Origin of the sequence: Luteibacter sp. 22Crub2.1, from assembly GCF_900167995.1 — a bacterium.
Taxonomy (GTDB): domain Bacteria; phylum Pseudomonadota; class Gammaproteobacteria; order Xanthomonadales; family Rhodanobacteraceae; genus Luteibacter; species Luteibacter mycovicinus.
In genome coordinates this window covers 55,539-75,968 of sequence record NZ_FUYT01000009.1, presented here as the reverse complement: position 1 = coordinate 75,968, position 20,430 = coordinate 55,539, and the positions used below count along the sequence as shown (strand labels likewise).

Annotated in this window: 18 protein-coding genes; 9 read left to right on the top strand and 9 right to left on the bottom strand. The window is 65.8% G+C overall.

Translation table 11 applies throughout. The features are described 5' to 3' along the window. Window positions 1–73: 73 nt before the first annotated feature. Together B5X73_RS11055 and B5X73_RS11050 are read left to right on the top strand one after the other, a co-directional pair. Window positions 74–1,258, top strand: coding sequence for an MFS transporter (locus tag B5X73_RS11055; protein WP_079521836.1), 1,185 nt, complete (start codon window positions 74–76; stop codon window positions 1,256–1,258). Between the two features lie 22 nt (window positions 1,259–1,280). Continuing rightward, a complete protein-coding gene (locus B5X73_RS11050) occupies window positions 1,281–2,294 on the top strand; it encodes a zinc-binding alcohol dehydrogenase family protein (protein ID WP_079521726.1) in 1,014 nt (337 codons plus the stop codon). A gap of 132 nt (window positions 2,295–2,426) precedes the next feature. Here B5X73_RS11050 and B5X73_RS11045 read toward each other — a convergent pair whose 3' ends face one another. Together B5X73_RS11045 and B5X73_RS11040 are read right to left on the bottom strand one after the other, a co-directional pair. After that, window positions 2,427–3,794, bottom strand: coding sequence for an FAD/NAD(P)-binding protein (locus tag B5X73_RS11045; protein WP_079521725.1), 1,368 nt, complete (start codon window positions 3,792–3,794; stop codon window positions 2,427–2,429). A gap of 46 nt (window positions 3,795–3,840) precedes the next feature. Then, window positions 3,841–4,419: a cysteine dioxygenase gene (locus B5X73_RS11040; RefSeq protein ID WP_079521724.1), complete on the bottom strand. Its 579-nt coding sequence runs from the start codon at window positions 4,417–4,419 to the stop codon at window positions 3,841–3,843. A gap of 163 nt (window positions 4,420–4,582) precedes the next feature. On the opposite strand from B5X73_RS11040, the gene B5X73_RS11035 reads away from it, so the two are divergent. Beyond that, window positions 4,583–4,876 (top strand): hypothetical protein, encoded by a 294-nt coding sequence (locus B5X73_RS11035; protein WP_036115944.1) that lies wholly within the window; start codon window positions 4,583–4,585, stop codon window positions 4,874–4,876. Between the two features lie 42 nt (window positions 4,877–4,918). Here B5X73_RS11035 and B5X73_RS11030 read toward each other — a convergent pair whose 3' ends face one another. Then, window positions 4,919–5,587, bottom strand: a complete 669-nt coding sequence (locus tag B5X73_RS11030; protein ID WP_079521723.1) for an energy transducer TonB — start codon at window positions 5,585–5,587, stop codon at window positions 4,919–4,921. Between the two features lie 161 nt (window positions 5,588–5,748). Next, a complete protein-coding gene (locus B5X73_RS11025; RefSeq protein WP_079521722.1) occupies window positions 5,749–6,576 on the bottom strand; it encodes a universal stress protein in 828 nt (275 codons plus the stop codon). Window positions 6,577–6,687: 111 nt separating this feature from the next. On the opposite strand from B5X73_RS11025, the gene B5X73_RS11020 reads away from it, so the two are divergent. Continuing rightward, window positions 6,688–7,353, top strand: coding sequence for a PAQR family membrane homeostasis protein TrhA (locus B5X73_RS11020; protein WP_036115938.1), 666 nt, complete (start codon window positions 6,688–6,690; stop codon window positions 7,351–7,353). A 97-nt stretch (window positions 7,354–7,450) separates the two neighbouring features. Here the strand turns inward: B5X73_RS11020 and B5X73_RS11015 are convergent, their stop codons facing one another. The 3 genes from B5X73_RS11015 to B5X73_RS11005 form a co-directional block, all read right to left on the bottom strand. Beyond that, window positions 7,451–9,217, bottom strand: coding sequence for a DUF885 domain-containing protein (locus tag B5X73_RS11015; RefSeq protein WP_079521721.1), 1,767 nt, complete (start codon window positions 9,215–9,217; stop codon window positions 7,451–7,453). A gap of 71 nt (window positions 9,218–9,288) precedes the next feature. Beyond that, window positions 9,289–9,771: a DUF456 domain-containing protein gene (locus tag B5X73_RS11010; protein WP_079521720.1), complete on the bottom strand. Its 483-nt coding sequence runs from the start codon at window positions 9,769–9,771 to the stop codon at window positions 9,289–9,291. After that, window positions 9,771–10,541 carry a DUF3298 and DUF4163 domain-containing protein gene (locus B5X73_RS11005; protein WP_176167814.1) on the bottom strand — a complete coding sequence of 257 codons (771 nt, stop codon included), beginning with the start codon at window positions 10,539–10,541 and terminating at the stop codon, window positions 9,771–9,773. Before B5X73_RS11005 ends, B5X73_RS11010 begins: the two co-directional genes overlap by 1 nt. Before the next feature lie 83 nt (window positions 10,542–10,624). Here B5X73_RS11005 and B5X73_RS11000 point away from each other — a divergent pair, with 83 nt between their 5' ends. After that, entirely contained in the window at window positions 10,625–11,287 is a 663-nt protein-coding gene (locus B5X73_RS11000; RefSeq protein ID WP_176167813.1) for a protein kinase family protein, read from the top strand. A gap of 74 nt (window positions 11,288–11,361) precedes the next feature. Here B5X73_RS11000 and B5X73_RS10995 read toward each other — a convergent pair whose 3' ends face one another. Continuing rightward, window positions 11,362–12,138 (bottom strand): ferredoxin--NADP reductase, encoded by a 777-nt coding sequence (locus tag B5X73_RS10995; RefSeq protein ID WP_079521718.1) that lies wholly within the window; start codon window positions 12,136–12,138, stop codon window positions 11,362–11,364. A gap of 257 nt (window positions 12,139–12,395) precedes the next feature. Here B5X73_RS10995 and B5X73_RS10990 point away from each other — a divergent pair, with 257 nt between their 5' ends. After that, the gene (locus B5X73_RS10990) at window positions 12,396–12,788 is read left to right on the top strand and encodes a hypothetical protein (protein WP_139382746.1); all 393 of its coding nucleotides are present in this window, start codon (window positions 12,396–12,398) and stop codon (window positions 12,786–12,788) included. A gap of 100 nt (window positions 12,789–12,888) precedes the next feature. Here B5X73_RS10990 and B5X73_RS10985 read toward each other — a convergent pair whose 3' ends face one another. Further along, a complete protein-coding gene (locus B5X73_RS10985) occupies window positions 12,889–15,915 on the bottom strand; it encodes a TonB-dependent receptor (RefSeq protein ID WP_079521716.1) in 3,027 nt (1,008 codons plus the stop codon). Between the two features lie 493 nt (window positions 15,916–16,408). On the opposite strand from B5X73_RS10985, the gene xth reads away from it, so the two are divergent. From xth to B5X73_RS10970, 3 genes are all read left to right on the top strand, one after another. Beyond that, entirely contained in the window at window positions 16,409–17,299 is an 891-nt protein-coding gene (gene xth / locus B5X73_RS10980) for an exodeoxyribonuclease III (RefSeq protein ID WP_079521715.1), read from the top strand. Between the two features lie 110 nt (window positions 17,300–17,409). Next, window positions 17,410–19,572: a hybrid sensor histidine kinase/response regulator gene (locus B5X73_RS10975; protein WP_176167812.1), complete on the top strand. Its 2,163-nt coding sequence runs from the start codon at window positions 17,410–17,412 to the stop codon at window positions 19,570–19,572. After that, window positions 19,569–20,426 carry an alpha/beta hydrolase gene (locus B5X73_RS10970; RefSeq protein WP_079521713.1) on the top strand — a complete coding sequence of 286 codons (858 nt, stop codon included), beginning with the start codon at window positions 19,569–19,571 and terminating at the stop codon, window positions 20,424–20,426. Before B5X73_RS10975 ends, B5X73_RS10970 begins: the two co-directional genes overlap by 4 nt. The last annotated feature ends 4 nt before the right edge of the window (window positions 20,427–20,430 follow it).

The following is a 20,430-nucleotide window of genomic DNA, read 5'->3' as shown; positions in this document are numbered from 1 at the left end:
TCGCGGTTGAGTGTTTTTACACGAATGGCTCGCGAGGACAATGGACGTCATCGCTTTCTATCGAGCCCGTCCCATGCATGCCTCTTCGTCCCGCCTGCCTTTGCTGGCACTTGCGGTGGCCGCGTTCGCCATCGGTACCACCGAGTTCGTGATCATGGGCCTGCTGCCCGAAGTCGCCGCCGACCTCAAAGTAGGCATCCCGGCCGCGGGCATGCTGGTCTCCGGGTACGCCCTCGGCGTGGCGGTCGGCGCCCCCCTGCTGGCCGCGCTGACAGCGAAGCTGGAACGCAAACGCGCTCTGCTGCTGTTGTTGGGCCTGTTCATCCTCGGCAACCTGCTCTGCGCCATCGCTCCGAATTACGAGGTGCTGATGGGTGCCCGCGTGGTCGCCGCGTTCTGCCACGGCTCGTTCTTCGGTATCGGCGCCATCGTGGCCGCCCACCTCGTGCCAGCCAACCAGCGGTCGCGAGCCATCGCTTTGATGTTCGCCGGCCTGACCCTGGCGAACGTGCTCGGCGTGCCCTTCGGTACCTTTCTGGGCCAGTGGGCGGGCTGGCGCGCGACCTTCTGGGCGGTGACGGTGCTGGGCGTGATCGCGACGATCGCGGTGGCCCGGCTGGTCCCGGCGCTGCCCCACCTCAAGGCGCCGCACATGGCGCGCGAGCTTCGCGTACTGCGCGAACCGCAGGTGTTGATCGCCCTGGCGATGACCGTGCTCGGTTTCGGCGGCGTCTTCACCGTGTTCACCTATATCGCGCCGATCCTGCAACAGGAATCGCACGTGAGCCCGCACTGGACCGGAGCGGTGCTGGTGCTGTTCGGTCTGGGCACGACGATCGGCAACATGCTCGGCGGACGCCTTGCGGACTGGAAACTGATGCCGTCGCTGATCGGCATACTCGTGGTCCTGTCGCTGCTGCTGGCGGTGTTCGCCTGGACAATGCATTCGACCGTGGGCGCCATCGTCACCGTATTCGTCTGGGGGGTCGCCGCGTTCGCCACCGTGGCGCCGCTGCAATCCCGCGTGGTGCATGTGGCGGGCGATGCGCCCAACCTCGCCTCGACGCTCAATATCGCCGCGTTCAACCTCGGCAACGCCGGCGGCGCATGGCTTGGCGGCGCGGTGCTGGCCGCCGGGTTCCCGATGCCGACGGTAAGTCTGGCCGGCGCTGCGGTTACCGTCACGGGGCTGCTTGCTACGATGATCAGTGTCGCCCTGGAGCGCCGCGCCTCACCGGCGGTGCCCGCAGGCACCTGATCCCCGTTCCCAGGAGTAACGCATGAAAGCCGTCGTCTACCGCAAGTCGCTGCCCGTCGCCGATACGCAGAGCCTGCTCGATGTGGAACTGCCGGACCCCTCGCCGGGTGCCCGCGACCTGCTGGTCGGGGTCGAGGCCGTCTCGGTCAATCCGGTGGATACCAAGATCCGCCGCAACGTCGACCCCGCCGGTGCCGACAAGGTCCTTGGCTGGGATGTCGCCGGTACGGTGGTGGCGGTCGGCGACGAGGTCACGCGGTTCAAGGTGGGCGACAGCGTCTGGTACGCGGGCGAGCTGGAGCGTCCCGGTGGCAACAGCGCGCTGCACGTGGTCGACGAACGCATCGTCGGTCGCAAGCCGTCGACGTTCTCGATGGCCGAGGCGGCGGCGCTTCCGCTGACGGCACTGACCGCGTGGGAGCTGATGTTCGATCACATGGGTATTCCGCACGGCACGACCGGGCGCCCCGCGACCCTGCTGGTCGTCGGCGCCGCCGGCGGGGTGGGCTCCATCGCGGTGCAGCTGGCGCGCCGGCTCACCGGCCTGACGGTGATCGGTACCGCGTCGCGCCCCGAGACGCGTGCGTGGGTCGAGTCGATGGGTGCGCATCACGTGGTGGACCACTCGAAGCCGCTGGCCGACGAAGTGCGCGCGGTCGCTCCGGAGGGCGTCGACTACGTGCTCAGCCTGACCGCCACCGAGAAGCACTATGCCGCGCTGGTCGACGTGCTCAAGCCGCAGGGCAAACTCGGTCTGATCGACGACCCGGCCGAGGCGATCGACGTTCGCCTGATGAAGCGCAAGAGCCTCTCGTTGTACTGGGAGTTCATGTACGCGCGGTCGATGTATCGCACCGACGACATGGCCGAGCAGGGGCGCATCCTCGACGAGGTGGCCAATCTGGTCGACGCGGGCGTCATCCGCACGACTGTGCGGGAGAACCTGGGCACGGTGAATGCGGACAACCTGCGTCGCGCGCACGCCTTGCTCGAGAGCGGCAAGGCGATCGGAAAAATTGTCCTGGAAGGATTCTGACAACCCGTCCACGACAGCCGCGCGCGGGTAGGAGAGCGCCCCGCGCGCGAAAAACCAACAAGGCGGCGACGCAGCACACCCCCTGTTGCGCGCAGGGCACCCCCCTGTCGCGCGCAGGGCGCGCTCCTACATTTAGTCGATTAGCATGGTGGCGACGTTCTGTGCCTGCTTGCGAATTTCCGGGATGGCGGTGGACTCCCACAGCGTCCCGCGCAGCATGCTCCCGATGGCGAACAGGTTGGCGCGCGCCTTGCCGTTGCCGTCGAGCAGGTGGCCGTCAGGCACGGCGCGGAGGCCCATGCCCAGCGGATCGGGCTGGACGAGCCCGTCGACCACCAGCTGGCGCACGAGGCGATGCTCCGTGCGCTGGGTGTCGGTGTTCAGGCCGACGGTCTGGATGACCAGATCGTATGACTCCGTGGATTCGCCACCGCCTGGCAGGGCGCGCACGACATCCAGGCTGCCTTCCTGCGACAACCTCACCGCGCGCATGCGCCCTCGACCGCGTTCGAAACGGCCCTCGGCTTCGAGCTTTGCCACCGACGCGGCCACCTGTGGCGGCATGCGATGGCGTGCACGTTCCCACGCCCAGCGCGCATGACGCAGAAAGCGGGCACGCTCGGCGGCGGGTAGCTCGCGCCACAAACCCTGGGTATGCGGACGCATGCCGTCGACGACCGTGCGCCAGTCTTCCGCGCCGGCCGTGGCTTCGCGCAGGCGGCGCAGCCAGGCACGGACGTTGGGATCGTCCCGCATGGCTTCGATGAGTTCGGTGCCGTCATCCGTGGGCGCCGACGCGGCGGCCAGGTGCGGCTCGGGCAGCTTGCCGTGGCGCGACAGAGCGGTGAAGTGCGCCTTCGGCCAATGCGCCGACAACTCCAGCAGGACGTCCACCGCGGTCAGGCCGAGGCCGATCACCAGCACGCGCAACGGACGGTCGTCGTCCTGCGCCGCGGCCATGAACGGCCAGGGATCCGTCACGTAACGACCGCTGGCGATCGCGGCGTCTTCCACGCCCGCGAGGGGGCGCGGGGGCAGGGAGCCGATCGCCAGCACCGCCGCGTCCGCGCGCGACGTTTCATCGCCGAAGCCGATGGTGACGCCTTCGGACGAGGGCACCAGTGAGTCGGCTTCGAACGGATGCACGTTGATATCGTGCCCGAACGAGCGGGCATTCATGACCGCCTGCTCGACGCGCGAGCGCAGGAAATCGCCGTACAGCCTGCGCGGCAGGAAGTCCGAGCCTGTCACCTTCGGGTCGAGACCCTGGGCGTACTCGAGAAAACCGCCGGGTTTGCTGACGAACATGCCCATCGACGCCGCGCGGACGTTGAGCAGATGACGCCCGGAGGGCGTGCCGTAGGCGACACCGCGTCCGGCATCCGGCGAGCCGGCATACCAGTCGAGATGCAAGGGCTGGGGCGTACGCCGCTCCAGCAACTCACTTACCAGCGTCGCCGCTGCCGCGCCACCGCCGATGATGGCGACTTTATGAAACATGCTTTTGGTCCTTCGCCCGATGGCTGGGGTGGAGGGCCGTAGACCGTCAGGCCGTCAGGCGTCCCGCGATGATCGATTGCCTCGGTCGTGCGATCCAGTGTCCCGAAGGACCGGGCTGCTCATACGCGAGGTACTGTGCCAGATCGCCACCGTACACGTGAAGCGTGAGCGCCGTGTCATGCCGCGACAAATTGCGACAGCGATGGGCATGGATGTCCGCCGAGTCGAACCAGGTCGAGTCGCCCGGGCCCAGCCAGGTGCGGCCGATGCTGCGCAGCGAATGCCGGTCCTCGCTCTTTTCAAACGATTCGACCTCGAGTGCGCCCGAGATGGTGGCCTCGAGGCCCCACAGCCCGCCGTGATCGTGCACGGGCGTGGCGTAGCCGGGCGGCCAGACCATGATCATCACGCTAACCGCCGGCTTCGACCGCTCGGCCAGGATCCACCGCTCGAAGCCCTTCCGGCGTTCGCGCAGCGGGCCGAGCAGATCGGTCAGCGCATTACTGTGTGCGTGGAGCGCACGACCGACCTCCCGCCCCATGGAGGCGAGATCCGGGTGCCCCACATCCGACAGGTCGAACGCGATGTCGCGCAAGGCCCTGACGATGGAAAAACGCTTACCCATGTGCTGGGCCGTCCCAAGAATCGACTGGCGGGAAGTGGAGCATGGCGTCCGTTAAACCCTCGTAACCCCGCGCTTTCGACTGACGCTTTAAACCTTCGATTCCTTGCGTGCATCCAAGACCATGAACCCGCCCACCGGGCGGCCTTCCACGGAGTGCAACGCCATGATCGTCCTGACCTCGCTTGTCGTAATGGCCGCCGGCTTCTGGCTGGTATTCGCCCTCATCGGCGCGGTGCTGAAGCTGGTCTTCGGCATCATCGGCGGCGTTTTCAGCGTGTTCGCCAGTCTGATCGGTGCCGCCATCGGTGGGCTGGCCTTGCTCCTTGTCGCTCCGATGGTCGCCCTGGCCCTGATCCCGGTGCTGTTGCCGGTCGCCGCGCTGGCGCTGATCGTCTGGGCCGTCGCACGCGCCACCCGCCGTCGCCCGGACGTGGTGGTGATGCCCGCCTCGCGTTGAGCATGAAGGGGAGCGACGGGCGTCGCTCCCCTCGTCGCGACCTCAGAGATTCCTGAGGTCGAAGCTGATCGGGATGCGGGCCCAGGCCTGAACCTTCTGGCCGTTCTGCTGAGCCGGCTGGAAGCGCCACTTCGCCAGCACCTGATCGCGTGCCGCCTTGTCGAGCACGGGATGGCCGCTGCTGCTCTCGATCACCACGTCCAGCGGCTTACCGCTTTCGTCCACCAGTACGCGCAGGGTCACCGTGCCGTGCATGCGGCCTTGGATAGCGGCGCGCGGGTAGGTCGGCGCGGGCGCCGAGACATAGGCCAGCGTGGCCTCGACGGGCGCCGGCTGGACAGCGGGTGGTGAAACGGGTGCGACCTGAACGGGCGCCGGAGGCACCATGGGCGCCGTTCCCTCATCCGTCGGCACCGCCGTCTGCACGGGCGGGCTTTCGACATGCCGGGTCACGGTCGTCACCGGATGGGGCGGTCTGACCGGCAACGGCTTGAGATCGATCGGCGGCGGCGGAACCGGCTTCGGCTCCGTGAGGTGCTCGATGAGACGGATGGGTTCCTGGACGAGGGGCGCCGTGGCGATATCCGCCACCATCGGTCGCATGACGGCGAGGAGCGCGGCGGCATTGAGGGCGATCGCCGCGCTCATCGCGACGATGCGGACGGTATCCGGATGCACTCCGGCAAGGACGTGCGGACGAGCGAACGACATGAGCCACCTCCTGCAATGGGGGGAAGGAGCAGCGCGGTCGGGAACACGGCCAGTGGGGACTGGCGGGGATCGTGTTCAGGTCCGATGGCAGATTAGGCAGGCTTCGCGGGAAGTTGCAATAGCGGACGTCTGGATGGCTATACCGGTTAGCGGTGACGCAATCAGTGCGCCACCAGCATGGGCACATCCGACTGCATGAAGAGGTAGCGGGTCGTCCCTCCCAGGACCATCTCCGACAGCCGCGACCGTCCCCAGGCCCCCATCACGATCAGGTCGGCCTTTTCCGCATGCGCGGTTTCGAGCAGTGCGGGCCCCGGCGATGGGCGTGCGCCTTCATCGAGACGGCGCACCTCGGCCTTCACCCCGTGCGAGTCGAGCCAGCCACAGATGTCGGTGTCGGGCAACGCGCAGGTCCCGAGGTCTTCATCGCGACTGCCGTCGATGACGGTCACGCGCGCGGCCTTGCGCAGCAGGGGCAACGACGATCGCACCGCCAGTGCCGACTCCCGACTGCCGCTCCAGGCGATCAGCACGTGTTCGCCCAGCGTTTCCACCGGCGCCGCCTCGGGTACCACCAGCACGCCACGACTGGAACCGAACACCGTGCGCGAGACGACACCGAAACCCACCGGCGCATCGCCGCGCATCGTCGAAGAACGCTCCATCACCAGCAGGTCGTAACCTGCCGCCGCGTGCGTAAGCAGGGTGACCGTGTCGCCGTTGCCGACGCGCCAGTTTCCCTTCAGGCCGCGGGTGGCCATCAGCGTCGCCCAGTCGCCCGACACCGCTTTTGCATCGGTAGCCCGCTGGCGGACCGCGTCCAGTTGCATCGGTACGGCTTCCGGTACCGTGAAGGCGGCGGCGGGAAGGTCGACCACGTGCAGCGCGTCGAGCCGTGAACCGAGTCGTGCCGCCAGACTGAGGGCCGCACGCAGGCCGGCGCCTTGCGGCGGAAGTCGGGCGATATGCACGAGCAGTTCGAGGGTCATGGCCCATGGAACAACGACGGGGGCGGTGCGGTCAATGTCCCAGTTGCGACCTTTTCTCAATAACGGCCCGGATCGGTTACCCTCTGGGTTCGACGTATTCCGGAAAAGCCCATGTCCTTCGACAGCGCAGAGCCGCGCTATCCCCTCGGTGAAGAAGTCGCCAGCAGCGTGATCCACGCGATCGGGCTCGTGCTCAGCATCGCGGGGCTTGCCGTGCTCGTGGCGTTCTCGGCCATGTACGGCGGCACGCGGGCCGTGGTGGCCAGCTCGGTCTTCGGCGGCTCCCTGATTCTGCTTTACGCAGCCTCCACGCTGTATCACGCGATCCCGGGTTCGATGGCGAAGCGCGTCCTGCGCACCTGCGACCACATCGCGATTTTCCTGCTGATCGCCGGCACGTACACGCCGTTCACTCTGTTGGCGCTCCCGGGCGCATGGGGCTGGGGGCTGTTGGTGACGATCTGGAGCGTTGCGATCATCGGCAGTCTCGCTGAGCTCGGTTTGCTGAAACGCTATCGGAAGGCGGCCGTCGCGATGTACGTGGCCATGGGCTGGGTAGCCGTGGTGGCGATCGAACCGCTGCGTGCCAATGTGCCGACGGGCGGTCTGCTGCTGCTTCTGGCGGGCGGCCTCTGCTACACCGGCGGCGTGCCGTTCTACATGGCGCGGAAGATGCCGTACCACCATGCGATCTGGCACGTGTTCGTACTCGCCGGCAGCGTGCTGCACTACCTGGCGATCCTGCTTTATGTGATTCCGGACGCCCCGGGGCATTGAACCGTCCCGGCCGCCGATCTGTAGGAGCGCGCCTCGCGCGCGACACCAAAACATCGCGCAAGGCGCGCTCCTACAGGTAGTTACCGCCTCGCGGCGGTCATTTTTTATCCAATACGGCCGGCACGAACCGCGTACGCACGGCGTCAGCCAGCAGGTCCGGCGGCAACAGCCCCTGCGCGATCAGGAAATCATTGAAGGCCTTGCGGTCGAACTTGTCGCCCAGCTTCGTCTGCGTCTCCGCGCGTAACTGCAGGATGCGCGTATAGCCGTAGAAGTAGGCCGTCGCCTGACCCGGTGAATTGAGCGTGTAACGATCCAGCTCCTGCCGGGCCATCGGTTCGGACAAGCCGACGTCGTGCACGAGAATGTCGTGCGCACGATCGCGCGACACCAGGCCCAGGTTGAGCATCGGATCCAGGAACGCCCGCGCCGCACGTAACAGGCGGAACTGCAGCGCGATGAACTGACCCGCCGGCGGCTCGTACGGCATCATCTCCGCTTCGGAATACAGCGCCCAGCCCTCGACGTTGACGCTGTTGAAGGCGAACATGCTGCGCGTCAGCGACACACCCTGTTCCACCATCGCGGCGAACTGCAGCTCGTGGCCTGGCCGTCCTTCATGCGCGGTGAGCGTCCATGCCGCCGCCTCGAAGGTGAAGTCGTCGTAGGTCTGCGTCGCGTCGCCGTCGGCCGGTGGGTTGCCGGTGGTCAGCACGAAGGTGCCACGCTGGCCGGTATTGCCGACGAAGGGCGGCGGATCCATGTGCGGTGCGGGCGTGCGCGCATTCTCCGCTTCGGAGGCGACGCGCATCGCCATCTGGCGCTTCGGCAATTCGACGATGCGCTGCGTGCGGATGGTGTTTTCGATCTTGCCCAGTACCTCGTGATACACCGGCTCGACCTTGTCCTTCGCCAGCTGCTTTTTCTTCAGCGCTTTCAGTACGTCGCGGTAGTCGCCATCGGGAAGACCCTCGGCTTTGGCGACGACGGGCGCCAGCATCTGCAGCGCATACGTGGTCTCCATGAATTCCAGCTGCGCGCGGCCGATCAGGTCGCGCGGGGCGATGTCGAGCCCGACCTGCCTGAGGTTGTACGCATACAGCGGCTCGGGCAGGCGGAAGTCGGTACGCGCGCGGGGCAGCACCGTCTTCTTCACCCACGCGTTGTACTGCTTCAGCTGCGCGTCGAGCTTGTTCATCGCCTCGTCGCTGCCGGCGACTTTCTTCTCCGCGAACAGCTTGCGGATGCCGTCGACATAGCGCTGCGTGTTGCCCAGCTTCTGTTCGACATCGGCCTTGACCGGACCGAGCAGGCCCTTTTCGCCCAGGCGCTCCGTCGTGCGTGCCCTGGCCTGGTCGACCAGTGGCGTGCAACCGGCCGCCATGCCGACATAGCACTTCAGCCGCCCCAGCGCGGCCTGATTCTGCTCCGGGGTGCTCTGCGCGTTCAGCAGAGAGAACTCACCGCTGAAGATCATCTGCCCGGCGTCGAACCAGGGCAGCAGATACTTGTCGTTGAGATCGATACCCTCGATATTGCCGTCGATCTGCTTGGCCAGGATCTGCAGGTCCTGGCTGACGTTGGGGTCCTTCTCCTCGGCAAGGCGTCTGGCGACCTGCTGACGCACCTCGACCAGCGCGGCACGCTGGCGCTTGTCCACGTCGGGCCCGAGATCGGCGGTCTTCTCGTCGTAGCCTTTCAGGCCGATGTCCGTGGCGGACTCGGGGCTGAAGCGGGCGGTGAGGTCCAGCAGCGGTTGGGCATCGGCGTTGCTGCGCGCGATCCAGGCCGGCGGCGCGGTTTCGGCGTGAAGGGTGCCGACCGCGAACGTGATCGCGGCCGCTAGGGTCAGTCGTCTGAACATGCGTGTCTCCCCGGTGAAGTCCGGCGAGACTAGCCTTTGCGGGTCGGGGCCGCCAATGTGCCTTTCGGCGGTCAGCTGAAGAGCAGGGCGAGGGCAGCCATTCCCAGCATCAGAAACGACAGCACGGCCTTGGCGATGATGCCCAGCAACATGCCGAACCAGGTGCTGATACCCACATGGGCCGAGCGCAGCACGCTCTTGCCCGACCACAACTCACCCGCCACGGCGCCCAGAAAGGGGCCAAGCAGCAAGCCGGGCAGGCCGAAAAACATCCCGACGGTCGTGCCGACGCCCGCGCCCCACAAGGCGCGCGGACTGGCGCCGATTTTCTTTGCCCCCAGCGAGGCGGAGACGAAGTCCAGCGCGACCCCCACAGCGCCGACGATGCCGATCGCCAACAGCCAGCCCCCGCCCAGGTGCTGGTAATCGTCCACGGCGGCGGCGAGCCAGATGCCGCCGAAGATCATGGGGATGCCAGGCAGGATCGGCAGTACCGCGCCCGCCACGCCCCCAACGATCAGGGCGGCGGCGAGCAGGTAGAGGAACAGGTCCATCAGCGGAAAGCCTCTCTGTATTCGGGTTTCAGATAGGCCGAAAACGCGTCGCTGGATACATCGATCGCCTGTGGCCCTGCCGAATACGGCGCGACCTGATACGGCGGGAAGATGAAGGTCAGCCCGTGCACCTTGTCGTCGGGCCCCGTGAGGAGGGTGAACACGCGGTAGTGATCCTTGTCCGGCGCCGTACCCGCGTCGATCTGCTGGCTGTCCGAAGACAGCGGGTCGTCCTGATCGTCCAGCGCGGTCAGCAGCTGGCGCCGGGCCTCGGTGGCGAAGGCGCCCTCCGCCGCGTGCGCATCGTCGAAGAGCTCGCGAATGTCCACGACGCGGCGCTTCCGCAGGTCGTAGGTGAAGCTGTCGACGATGGGCGCGGGGTGAGCGCCGCCGGTGAAGGCGGAGCCGTCGACCTGCACGTTGATGAAGCGATCGGTGCGAGCCGCGACCGCGATGTCCAGGTTGAGGTCCCAGGGCAGCTCTTTCGCCTGCTCGCGGGCACCCGGGGCATCCAGGCTGTCCAGGAAGGCGCGCTTCTGCCGCTCCACGTAGCGCTCGATCGTGGCGCGCAACGGCGCGGCCGACGTGGGCAGCTGGGGAAGTTTCACTTCCATCGTGTAGAGGCCTTCCTGGCTGGATTGGGTATCCTTGTGCGCGGTCGCCCTGGAGGGCGGCGGCGTGTTCCCGGCGTTCGAACGGTCCGCGCCATCCTGGCAGGCGGCGAGTCCGACGGCGACAAAACACAGCGACAGGATGTGTCGCGACAACATTCGGCATTCTCTCCCTGCGAGAATCGTCATCTTAGCGTAGCTGCCGCGCAGCGCAGAGCGCGTCAACGAATCGAAGGAAGGGCGTGCATAGCGCAACGACGGAAACGGTCACCCTGCTCAAGGCCGACGAACTCGGTCGCATCGAGCGCGTGGAGCGCGACGGTGTCGTTCTGATCCGTCGCGACATCGCTGCCGCACGCTGGTGGGCGCGCTGGTTCGCACGTCGCGCCGCCGCGCGCGAGGCGAGGGCGCTGGTACGCCTGGACGGTATCGACGGCGTGCCACGGCTGCTCGCGTGGAATGGCCGGATGCTCGAGCGCAGCTACATGGCGGGACAGCCGATGCAGCTGGGTCGGCCGCTGGACCCCGCCTATTACACACAAGCCCTTCGCCTGCTGGCCGTGCTGCACCGCCGCGGCATCGTCCACAACGATCTTGCCAAGGAGCCGAACTGGCTGGTGCGCGAGGACGGCACGCCGGGTCTGGTGGATTTCCAGATCGCCTGGACCCGTGGCCGGCGTGGTTCGCTGTTCCGCCTGCTGGCGCGGGAGGACCTGCGCCACCTGCTCAAACACAAGCGAACCTACGCCCCGGACCGCCTGTCAGCGCGCCAGCAGGCCATCCTGGCCCAGCCAGCCCCCCATTCACGCCTGTGGCGAGCCACCGGCAAGCGCCTCTACAAACTCATCGCCCGCCGCATCTTCGGCTACTGGGACAACGAAGGCCAGGGCAGAATACGCAAGTAGGAGCGCGCCCCGCGCGCGAAAAGCCAACGCAGCGAAGACGCCGCCCCCCCCCCATTCCTCCAAAAAACGCTCCGTTACTTCTCCACAAACGCCCGCTCGATCACGTAATCCCCCGGCTCCCGCGTCCGCGGCGACGCCTGGAAGCCCTCGCCATCCAGCAACACGCAAATGTCTTCCAGCATTGAGGGACTACCGCAAAGCATCACGCGGTCTTCGGCCGGATTGATCTGCGGCAGGCCGGTCGTCCGGGCCATCTCACCGTCGGCGATCGCGTCGGTGATGCGTCCGCGGTTCCGGAATACTTCACGGGTCACCGTCGGGTAGTAGATGAGCTTCTCGCGCACCAGGTCGCCCAGGTACTCGTGCTTCGGCAGCTCGTTCTCGATGTAGTCGGAGTAGGCCAGGTCGTTGACGTGACGCACGCCGTGGGCCAGCACGATCGTGTCGAAGCGCTCGTAGGTCTCCGGATCGCGGATGATCGACATGAACGGCGCCAGGCCCGTGCCGGTACCCAGCAGGTAGAGACGCTTGCCCGGCTTCAGATCGTTCAGTACCAGCGTGCCCGTGGGCTTGCGGCTCACGATGACCGGGTCGCCGGGCTTCAGATGCTGCAGCCGGGAGGTCAGCGGGCCGTCCTGCACCTTGATGCTGAAGAATTCCAGGTGCTCTTCGTAATGCGCGCTGGCGATGGAATAGGCGCGCATCAGCGGCCGCCCGTCCACTTCCAGGCCAATCATCACGAAGTGCCCGCTTTCGAAGCGGAAACCCGGGTCCCGCGTGGTGCGGAAGCTGAAAAGGGTGTCGTTCCAGTGATGCACGTCGATCACGTGCTCGGTCGCCAGTGCCACCATGGTGCGTTGAACCTCGGTAAAGACAAGAAGGGACGGAGCCTCCGCGCCGTGCGCGGGAGCCCTTGGGGGTTCTTGGCTGGGGAAGCGGCCCGCCGGGCCGCGCTGCCTCGCGCGACGCGTCGCACCCTACATTGGCTGCGCGCTCATGGACGTAAGGATACGGCATTCCGCCACAGCCCGCTCCGGACGGGCCCCGAACGGCGACGCCGAAGCTTCCGCTAAGATGCGAGACCCGCCGGCGAATTGAGGAATCCATCGTGACAAGACCCGCCTACGCCCCCGGACAGGCCTGGACCTACCGGACCCGCCCCGGCGAGGAAGACTCCCGCGTGGCGATCCGCAGAATCGACCGCGAGCCGGAGGATGGCGAGGTCTTTCACGTGTCCATCCTCGGCGTGAAGCTGCGCAACCATCGCGTCCCCGGCGGCCTGCAGCCGGCGATGAACCACGCCGCCGTGTCCCGCGCCACGCTGGACGCCAGTCTGCTCACCACCGACGGTCCCGCCGACGCCGATGAAGGCTGGCGAGACGGCTACGCCGTGTGGCGCCAGGCCTATGACAACGGCGACGCGGGCATCTTCGACCTGCCGGTCCCCGAGATTCTGGGCTACATCGAGATGGTGGTGGCGGCCTCGGGCGAGGCCCGCTGAGTAAAAAAAAGAGCGCCCGATCCCCGGACACCGACCGGGGAGGTGCCGGTGTCCGGGAAGGGGCGCAAGAGTTACACAGGGATCTGGGGCGTCCGCTTTCTTAGAAGTCGTAAGTCACGGCAAGACGGCCGTAACGCGGATCCTGCGTGTAGAGCGGTACGCGGTAGATCGTATTGAGCGTGTTGGCCGGGCCCTCGCTTGCCGGATAACGGAACGTCGCCCGCTGCTGGTTGAGGACGTTGAACACGTTCGCAGAGAACGCGAGCTTCTGGTCGCCCCACGACGGACGGTAGGTCACGCCGAGGTCGAGCTGGAACGTCCAGGGCAGGCGGCCATGGCTACCCGGGGGAGACGGCTCGCCGTTGCAATAGCGGTAGGAGCTGCCGTAGGACACCGGATCGGTATGCCCCGCGCCGTAGTAGCCCGTGCAAACTTCCGGTGCGCCGGAAATCGCCTGGACGTTGCCCGACAGCTGCCATTCCGGTGCGAACTGCCAGTAGCCATACGCCTTGAAGACGTGGGTATGGTCATTGCCCTGCGGGCCGTTGGCGTTCTCCATGACATAGCGGTTATCCCAGTCGACGCTGCCGGCCGCACCATCCTGGCGCGTGTCGGTACGAGCCTGACCCTCGGTATTGCCGTAGCTGCGTGAGAACACGTAGTCGAACTTGCCGTACCAGACACCGTCGAAGTTGTGTTCGGTGAACAGTTCGAGGCTGTAATAGCGACGCTTCAACGCGGGGAAGCCCATTTCTTCGCGGCTGAGTGGCACCTTGACGGCGTTCCCTCCGGTGTCGATCAGTGTGAAGGTGTTGGAATGACCACCGTTGATCAGGTAGCAGCTGTTCGTCGATGCGATGTCATAGCCGAGCGCCGCCGCCTTATCCGTGACGAGGCCGACATCGCAGAAATCGTCGATCGCGGAGTTGAGCACGCGCTTGGTCAGCTTGGCGCCGTAAACCCAATGGTCGCCGAAGGTTTTGTCAAAGCCGAGGATGTACTCATCCTGGTTCTCAGCCTTCAGGCCCTTGCCCGCAACCGTACGGGGATCGGGTGGGATGCCGTACGAATTGTTTGCCGAGACTGGCTGGCTGATCTGAGTCAGGCCCGTCGGCGCACCGGTCGCATCGATTCCGCTGTAGGTGTAGTACTGCTGTGTCGCCGTATAGCCTGCGGCGGCGCCGGTGGCCGGATTCAGAGGAAGGCCAAGGTAGTAACGCCCGGCGTTGCCGAACACCTTGAAGCTGCCATCCCCATTAACGTCCCACGATGCGCCGAGTCGAGGCGCCCACTGCGGCTTCGTTTGCGTGATGAATGCCTGGCCGAACTGGTTGTAGTCGGTGAACTGATCATTGCGGATGCCCAGCGACAGCAGCACGGTATCGGTGACCTGCCACTTGTCCTCGATGTATTGAGCCCGCTGATCCGAGCGCACATTGACTAGGTTGTTTACGACGTTGCGGCTGACGTAGTAGCCGCCCGCCCCGTTGGCATAACCGGCCGTACCCGGTACGAAGTTGATGCCCGGAGCATCGGAAATCGGCTGCGTGGGGTCCGTCTGCTGGCCGTAGTTCCAGGCGTATCCAGGACCCGGGCTAGCCGTGCCGAAGTCGTCTGCCCGCGACTTGACGTTATCGATGCCGACAGCAATCGTGTGGTCACCGAGCGTATAGGTGACATCGAAACGGAAGTTCGTGGCCTTATTGCTACGGCCCGGCTGACTGATGTCATCGACCTGATTATTGCGAATGGCGGTGCCGCCGTTCAGTGCGGGATTCTGGAATTGTGAGCTATCGACCCGGGCCAACGTCGGGTCATAGTCGCCGGGCTGGTCGTAGTTCTTCGAGCGCATCTGACCGTACATGGCACTGAGGGTCAGGTTGTCCGTGATGTAACTCGTGTACTTGGCGACATACAGGTCGCCGCCGGTCTTCGTGTTATCGACGGGACCGATCTTGCTGGTCCGGTTGAGGTTGGCGTAGTCGTAGTTGTATCGCGTACCCGAACCTTCGCGCTTGTCGGACGCGCCGGTCAGTTCGAGGATGTTGCTATCGGTGATGTTCCAGTCGAGCTTGCTGTACCACCGCGGCGATCTATAGTCGTTGGTCGATGCCGGAGTGTTATTGCCCACGGCGTTCACGTTACGGCGGCCGGATTTTTCAAACTCACCCGCGACGAAGAAGAACAGCTTGTCCTTGATCAGCGGGCCGCCTGCATAAGCGCTGACCGTGGTCGTCCACTGGTCATTCTGGCTCTTTGGCTGATAAAGATTGCCCGCGGGTGCGGTAGCGGGGACGCGCGCATAGTGCAGGTCGTCAGCGCTTGCGCGAGCAAAGGCGGGTTCCCAAAGGACCTGAGCACCGAAGTGCCATTCGTTCGTGCCGCGCTTACCGACCTGGCTGATGACGCCGCCGTCGGAACGCCCGTACTGGGCGCTGTAGCCGCCGGTGTAGACTTCCTGCTGGTCGATGGCGCCATAGGGCAACTGCAGGCCGCCCACCGCGTTAAGCGGATCGGTCGTATTGAAGCCGTTGACGTAGTACGCGTTCTCGTTGGCCGCGGCGCCGCCGAAACTGGCGACCGAGCGGCCGGTGTCGCTCGCAAATCCGCCGCCGTTGTTGACCACGCCAGGTGCAAGGCGGGCAATGGCTTCGGCACTGCGACCCAGCGGCAGCTTGGCAAGCTGCTCGGATGTGATCACGGTACGTGAATCGACCGACGTGACATCGATATTCGGAAGGGCTGTGCCGGTGACCGTGACGCCGCTGAGTGATGTCGCATCGGACGCAGGCGCGGCGCTCGCTGCATTGAACGAAATATCGGTGCTCGCACCCACGCGCAGGCTCACGTCTTTGCGTGTATCGACCGCTGCGCCATCGCGCATGAGCGTCACGGTATACGTGCCGAGCGGAATCTGGTTAACGGCATAACGGCCGCGTGCGTCCACCGGAACTTCGCGCCGGAAGCCGGTGCCGCTCTCGACCACGACGGTCTCATTGGCGCCTGCGGGCACGCTGCCGTTGATGCTACCCGTCGTCGACTGTGCGTAGACGCTCGAAACGCCACCCAGGCAGGTACAGACCGCCAGTGCGAGTGCGCTCCTGCGAGTGAGAAAATGGTTCTTCATGCCTTCCCCGGAAAGTGATGCCATTAATTGACGGCAACACGGGGCCGTAACGACAGGCCCCCGCCTGTCGCTTTGCACGGAGCCGAAAGACCCCTCCCCGCGCTCCATCGCGACACGCCCATTTGCCTCGATCCAAATGGACTTAACGCAAGGTGTACATGAGGCGATTCGGGTTGTCCAGAGCACGCACCGCCCAGGCGGATGGCCGTCCAGCCGTCTAAACGTCTTGCTGCGACGCAGCAAAATTAAGTGTAACTATGGGTATTTGGGTGCTTTTATGCCGGCGCGACGTCTTGCCGCAAAGGTGCCCAATGGCATATCCGCAAGGGGTGTAAATTTTTTCGAAACGCGGATTTTCAGAGGTCTCAAACCTTCACGCACCGTCTACATTTGGATCGTGGCAAAAGGCGTGCCAAAGGTCGGGCAGGCCAGAGGTGCATCAACGTGCCGCCGTCACCGGCTGTCCACCCCGGGTCGGGAAAAGTCCTGCGTCATGAAGATCGCCACTTTCAACATCAACGGCATCCGCTCCCGGCTTCCGCACTTGCTGGAGTGGCTCGGGCGCGAGGCGCCGGACATCGTCTGCCTGCAGGAACTCAAGGCGGTGGACAAGGCGTTTCCCGTCGCGGAGATCCATGACGCAGGCTACGGTGCCCTCTGGGCCGGGCAGGCCTCCTGGAATGGCGTGGCCATCCTCGCGAAGGGTGCCGATCCCGTAGAGAGCCGCCGCGGCCTGCCGGGCGACAGAAAGGACCTCCAGAGCCGCTACCTCGAAGCGGCGGCCCATGGCGTTCTCGTCGGTTGCCTTTATCTGCCCAACGGCAATCCGTGGCCAGGTCCGAAGTTCGATTACAAGCTGGCCTGGTTCGAGCGTTTTATCCAGCACGCCGGGCAATTGCTGGATTCCGGTCATCCGGTGGTACTGGCCGGCGACTACAACGTCGTGCCGACCGACGGCGACATCTACGACCCCAAAAACTGGAGACGGGATGCCTTGCTCCAGCCCGAAAGCCGGGATGCTTACGAGCGTCTGCTTGCCCAGGGCTGGACCGACGCCCTGCGCAAGATGCATCCGGACGAAACCATCTACACCTTCTGGGACTACTTCCGGCAGCACTGGCCGCGCAATCGCGGCCTGCGGATCGACCACCTGCTGTTGTCGCCGGATCTTGCGACCCGGCTGAAGAAGTCCGACGTCGACCGATGGGTACGCGATCTGCCCAAGGCCAGCGATCACGCGCCCGTCTGGGTCGAACTGGGCAAGCCGGCCCGGGCAGCGGCGACGAAAAAGACGGCGGCAACAAAGACGGCCACGAAAAAGACCGCCGCAAAAAAGACCGCCGCAAAAAAGACCGTCCTCAGGAAATCCGGGCCGACTGCGTAAGTCCCGACGTAAACGAATTCACCAATATGAATGCGCCACCCGCACTTGCCAGCGGCGCGCAAGATCATAGACTAGGAGGCTATCGGGGGAAGTCGCGGGTTCAGGCTGGCATGAAGATCGACGGCGGTAGCGGTAAACGCGCCGAGCCAGTGATGCTCAGCGAGGTTGCGAAGCGTCTGCGCAATCCGCGCATCGACCGCATCGTGGCCAGCTTCAGCGAGTACCACGTCTCGTTGATGCGCGCGGTGATCCTCGGGTTCGTCGTCGTCTGGAGCGCCGCCTGGCTGCATGGCCCGGTGCCCATGGCCACTGAATCGCACCACGTCGTCCCGGTCGCCGTTCTGCTGTTCGTCCTCAGTACCTTCTGGATGCTGTTCGTCCGTGCCGGGGCGCCGCGCGAGACGCCGGTGATCGACGCCATCGGTAACGTCACCAATTTCGTCATCGTGGCCGTGCTTCTCAAGGCCGCGTTCATGCTGGTGATCACGGTGACGGCCGTCCTCCCGTTCCTGTCCGTGGCCGTCGGCGTCAGATACAGCCGCCGCGCGTTCGCCGCCAGCGTAGTGGCCTCGGTCGCGATTCTCGCGGTCGTGGCGCCCGATGGCTATTGGCTCAGTCGTCCCGCCTACGCCTTATACGCCCTGGCCCTGGTCATCGTGTTGCCGGTGATGCTTTACCGGATGATGTACGCCTTGCGCGAAGTGTCCGCCGAGGCGATCGCGTCGCGCGAAGCGCAGCATCGTTTCATCTCGATGATGAGTCACGAGATGCGCACTCCCCTGAGTACGGTGATTCATGCGGCGTCCCTGATCGACACCTCGGTGATGTCGGATGACCAGCGCGGCCTGGTCGCGCTTCTGGCGACCAATGCCAACGCCTTGCTCCACCGGGTCAACGCGGTCCTGGACGTGGCATCGTTTGCCGGCGGCAGTTTCAACCTGCGCCATCAGGCGTTCGCGTTCGACGAAGTCCTGAGTACGGTCGGCGCAGTGTGCCGTCCTTATGCGGCCGAGAAGCGCGTCACCTTCAGCGTCTCCCGCGACGCCTCGGTGGAGGGCGTCTTCAGTGGCGATCCGGGCCGTATCGAGCAGGTGCTCTCGAACCTGGCGTCCAACGCGGTGAAATTCACGCCGCCTGGCGGCTCGGTGGACGTGCGCATCGAGTTGCATGAAGGCGTCGGCGGCCACGACCCGACCATCGCCTGTACCGTGAGCGACACCGGTATCGGTATCGCCGACGCCGACAAGCAGCGCGTGTTCGATCCCTTTCATCAGCTCAGCGGTGGCGAGAGCCGGCGCCAGGAAGGCGTCGGCCTGGGTCTCTACATCGTCCGGAACGTGTCCGAGCAGATGAGTGGCTCGCTCGAGGTGATGGACAATCCGATGGGCGGCACCATCTTTGTCTGGCGTTTTCCCTTGCGTCGTGCGGCCGCCGGTTCGCGAAGCGTGGCGGAGACACCGCTGGTGGATCTGCTCGACGACCATCGCGGACGCGTCGCCCCGCAGCACTGCCTGGTGGTGGACGACAACGCGGCCAATCGCGAGATTGTCGGTCGCATCCTCGAACGCGCGGGGCATGTGCCGACCTTCAGTGCCAGCGGCGACGAGGCGCTCGCGCGTCTGTCGACCGAGACGTTCGATCTGATCTTCATGGATCTGCACATGCCGGGCAGCTCCGGCTGGGACGTGCTGGGACGGATCGAGGTGGCGCGTCGTACCGAGGCGGTACCGCCCATCGTGATGCTGAGCGCGGACTCCAGTCACGACGCCGTACGCATCGCGTTCAAGGCCGGTGCGCGCGCGTACCTCACCAAGCCGATCGCGGCGCAGCGGCTGCTCGACGTGATCGAATCGATCGCCGACGAGCGTCGTCTCGACGACGCGGCACGCCACTGGCATCCGGCGGTCGGCTTGCCCCAGGGACGGCAGGAGAGCTCGCCGCTCGACGAGATGCGCGCGCTCAGCACGCGCGAAGACTTCAAGGCCTTCGTCGACCTGTGCTCGCGTACGGCGGACGACCACTGCGTTTCGCTTCGCTCCGCGATCCAGTCGCACGATATCGCAGCCGCCTCCGAGGCCATCCATGCATTGCGCAACGTCCTGGGCAATCTGGGGGTACCAGGAGCCGACCACGTCTGCGGCGACATCGCCTTGCTGATCGATGCCGGTGCGGATGTACAGCGCGTCACCGAAGAACTGGATGCGCTCTCCCGGGCCGTCCATCGCTTCGTCGACGTGCAACGGCGTTACGCCGAGGCGGCCGCCAGCGCGTGAACGATCTGGAGGCACTGGCCGAGGACGTCGCCGGGCACGAGCGCTCGATGCCCGGCCTCAAGCCGGACAACGAGGCACGCATCGTGTTTCATCCGGGGCGACCCCGCAGCCGGCTCCCGCTCGCGGTGGTTTATCTGCACGGCTTCACCGCCAGTCAGGCGGAGGGGGATCCCGCGCACCGGGCCATCGCCGAGGCGTGTGGCGCCCATCTGTTCCTCAACCGACTCAGTGACCACGGCAGCGACCTGCCCACGGCGATGGCAGGTGCGTCGGCTAAGCGCTGGCGCGCGGACGCCGATGAGGCCCTGCGCATCGGACTGCGACTCGGTGAACGGGTACTGCTCGTCGGCACTTCGATGGGCGCATCGCTGGCGCTCGACCTCGCGGCGCGACATGCGCCTGAGGTCGCCGGCGTGGTCGCCTGGTCTCCCGGTATCCGCGTTTACGATCCCGAGCAACTTCGCGCCGCGGCTCGGCTGCAGGGAGCGGTGGACGTGCCGGGCGAACGAACGCCGTTTCAACGGCGCTACTGGTCGTCCGTGATTCACTCCGACGGATACCGCGCCGTCGCCGGACTCTTTCTCGGCACGATGCAGCCAGGGCACCTGCGCGATGTCGTCTGCCCGGTGCTGTTCGGCGTGTGGGACGGCGGTGCCGGTGACCATGACACGCTGACGTCGGTCGCCGCCATGCGCGAGGCGTTCGACTGGCTGGGCTCGCCCGGGTCACGCTGCCGTCTGATCGCCTACGATCACGCGGCACACGTGCTCGCTTCCCCGCAGCGCTCACCTGCGGCGGCCCGGGTGCTGGCCGACGCCGTCGCCTTTGTCCGCGAGGCGGGATTCGCGGGCTGAGCCG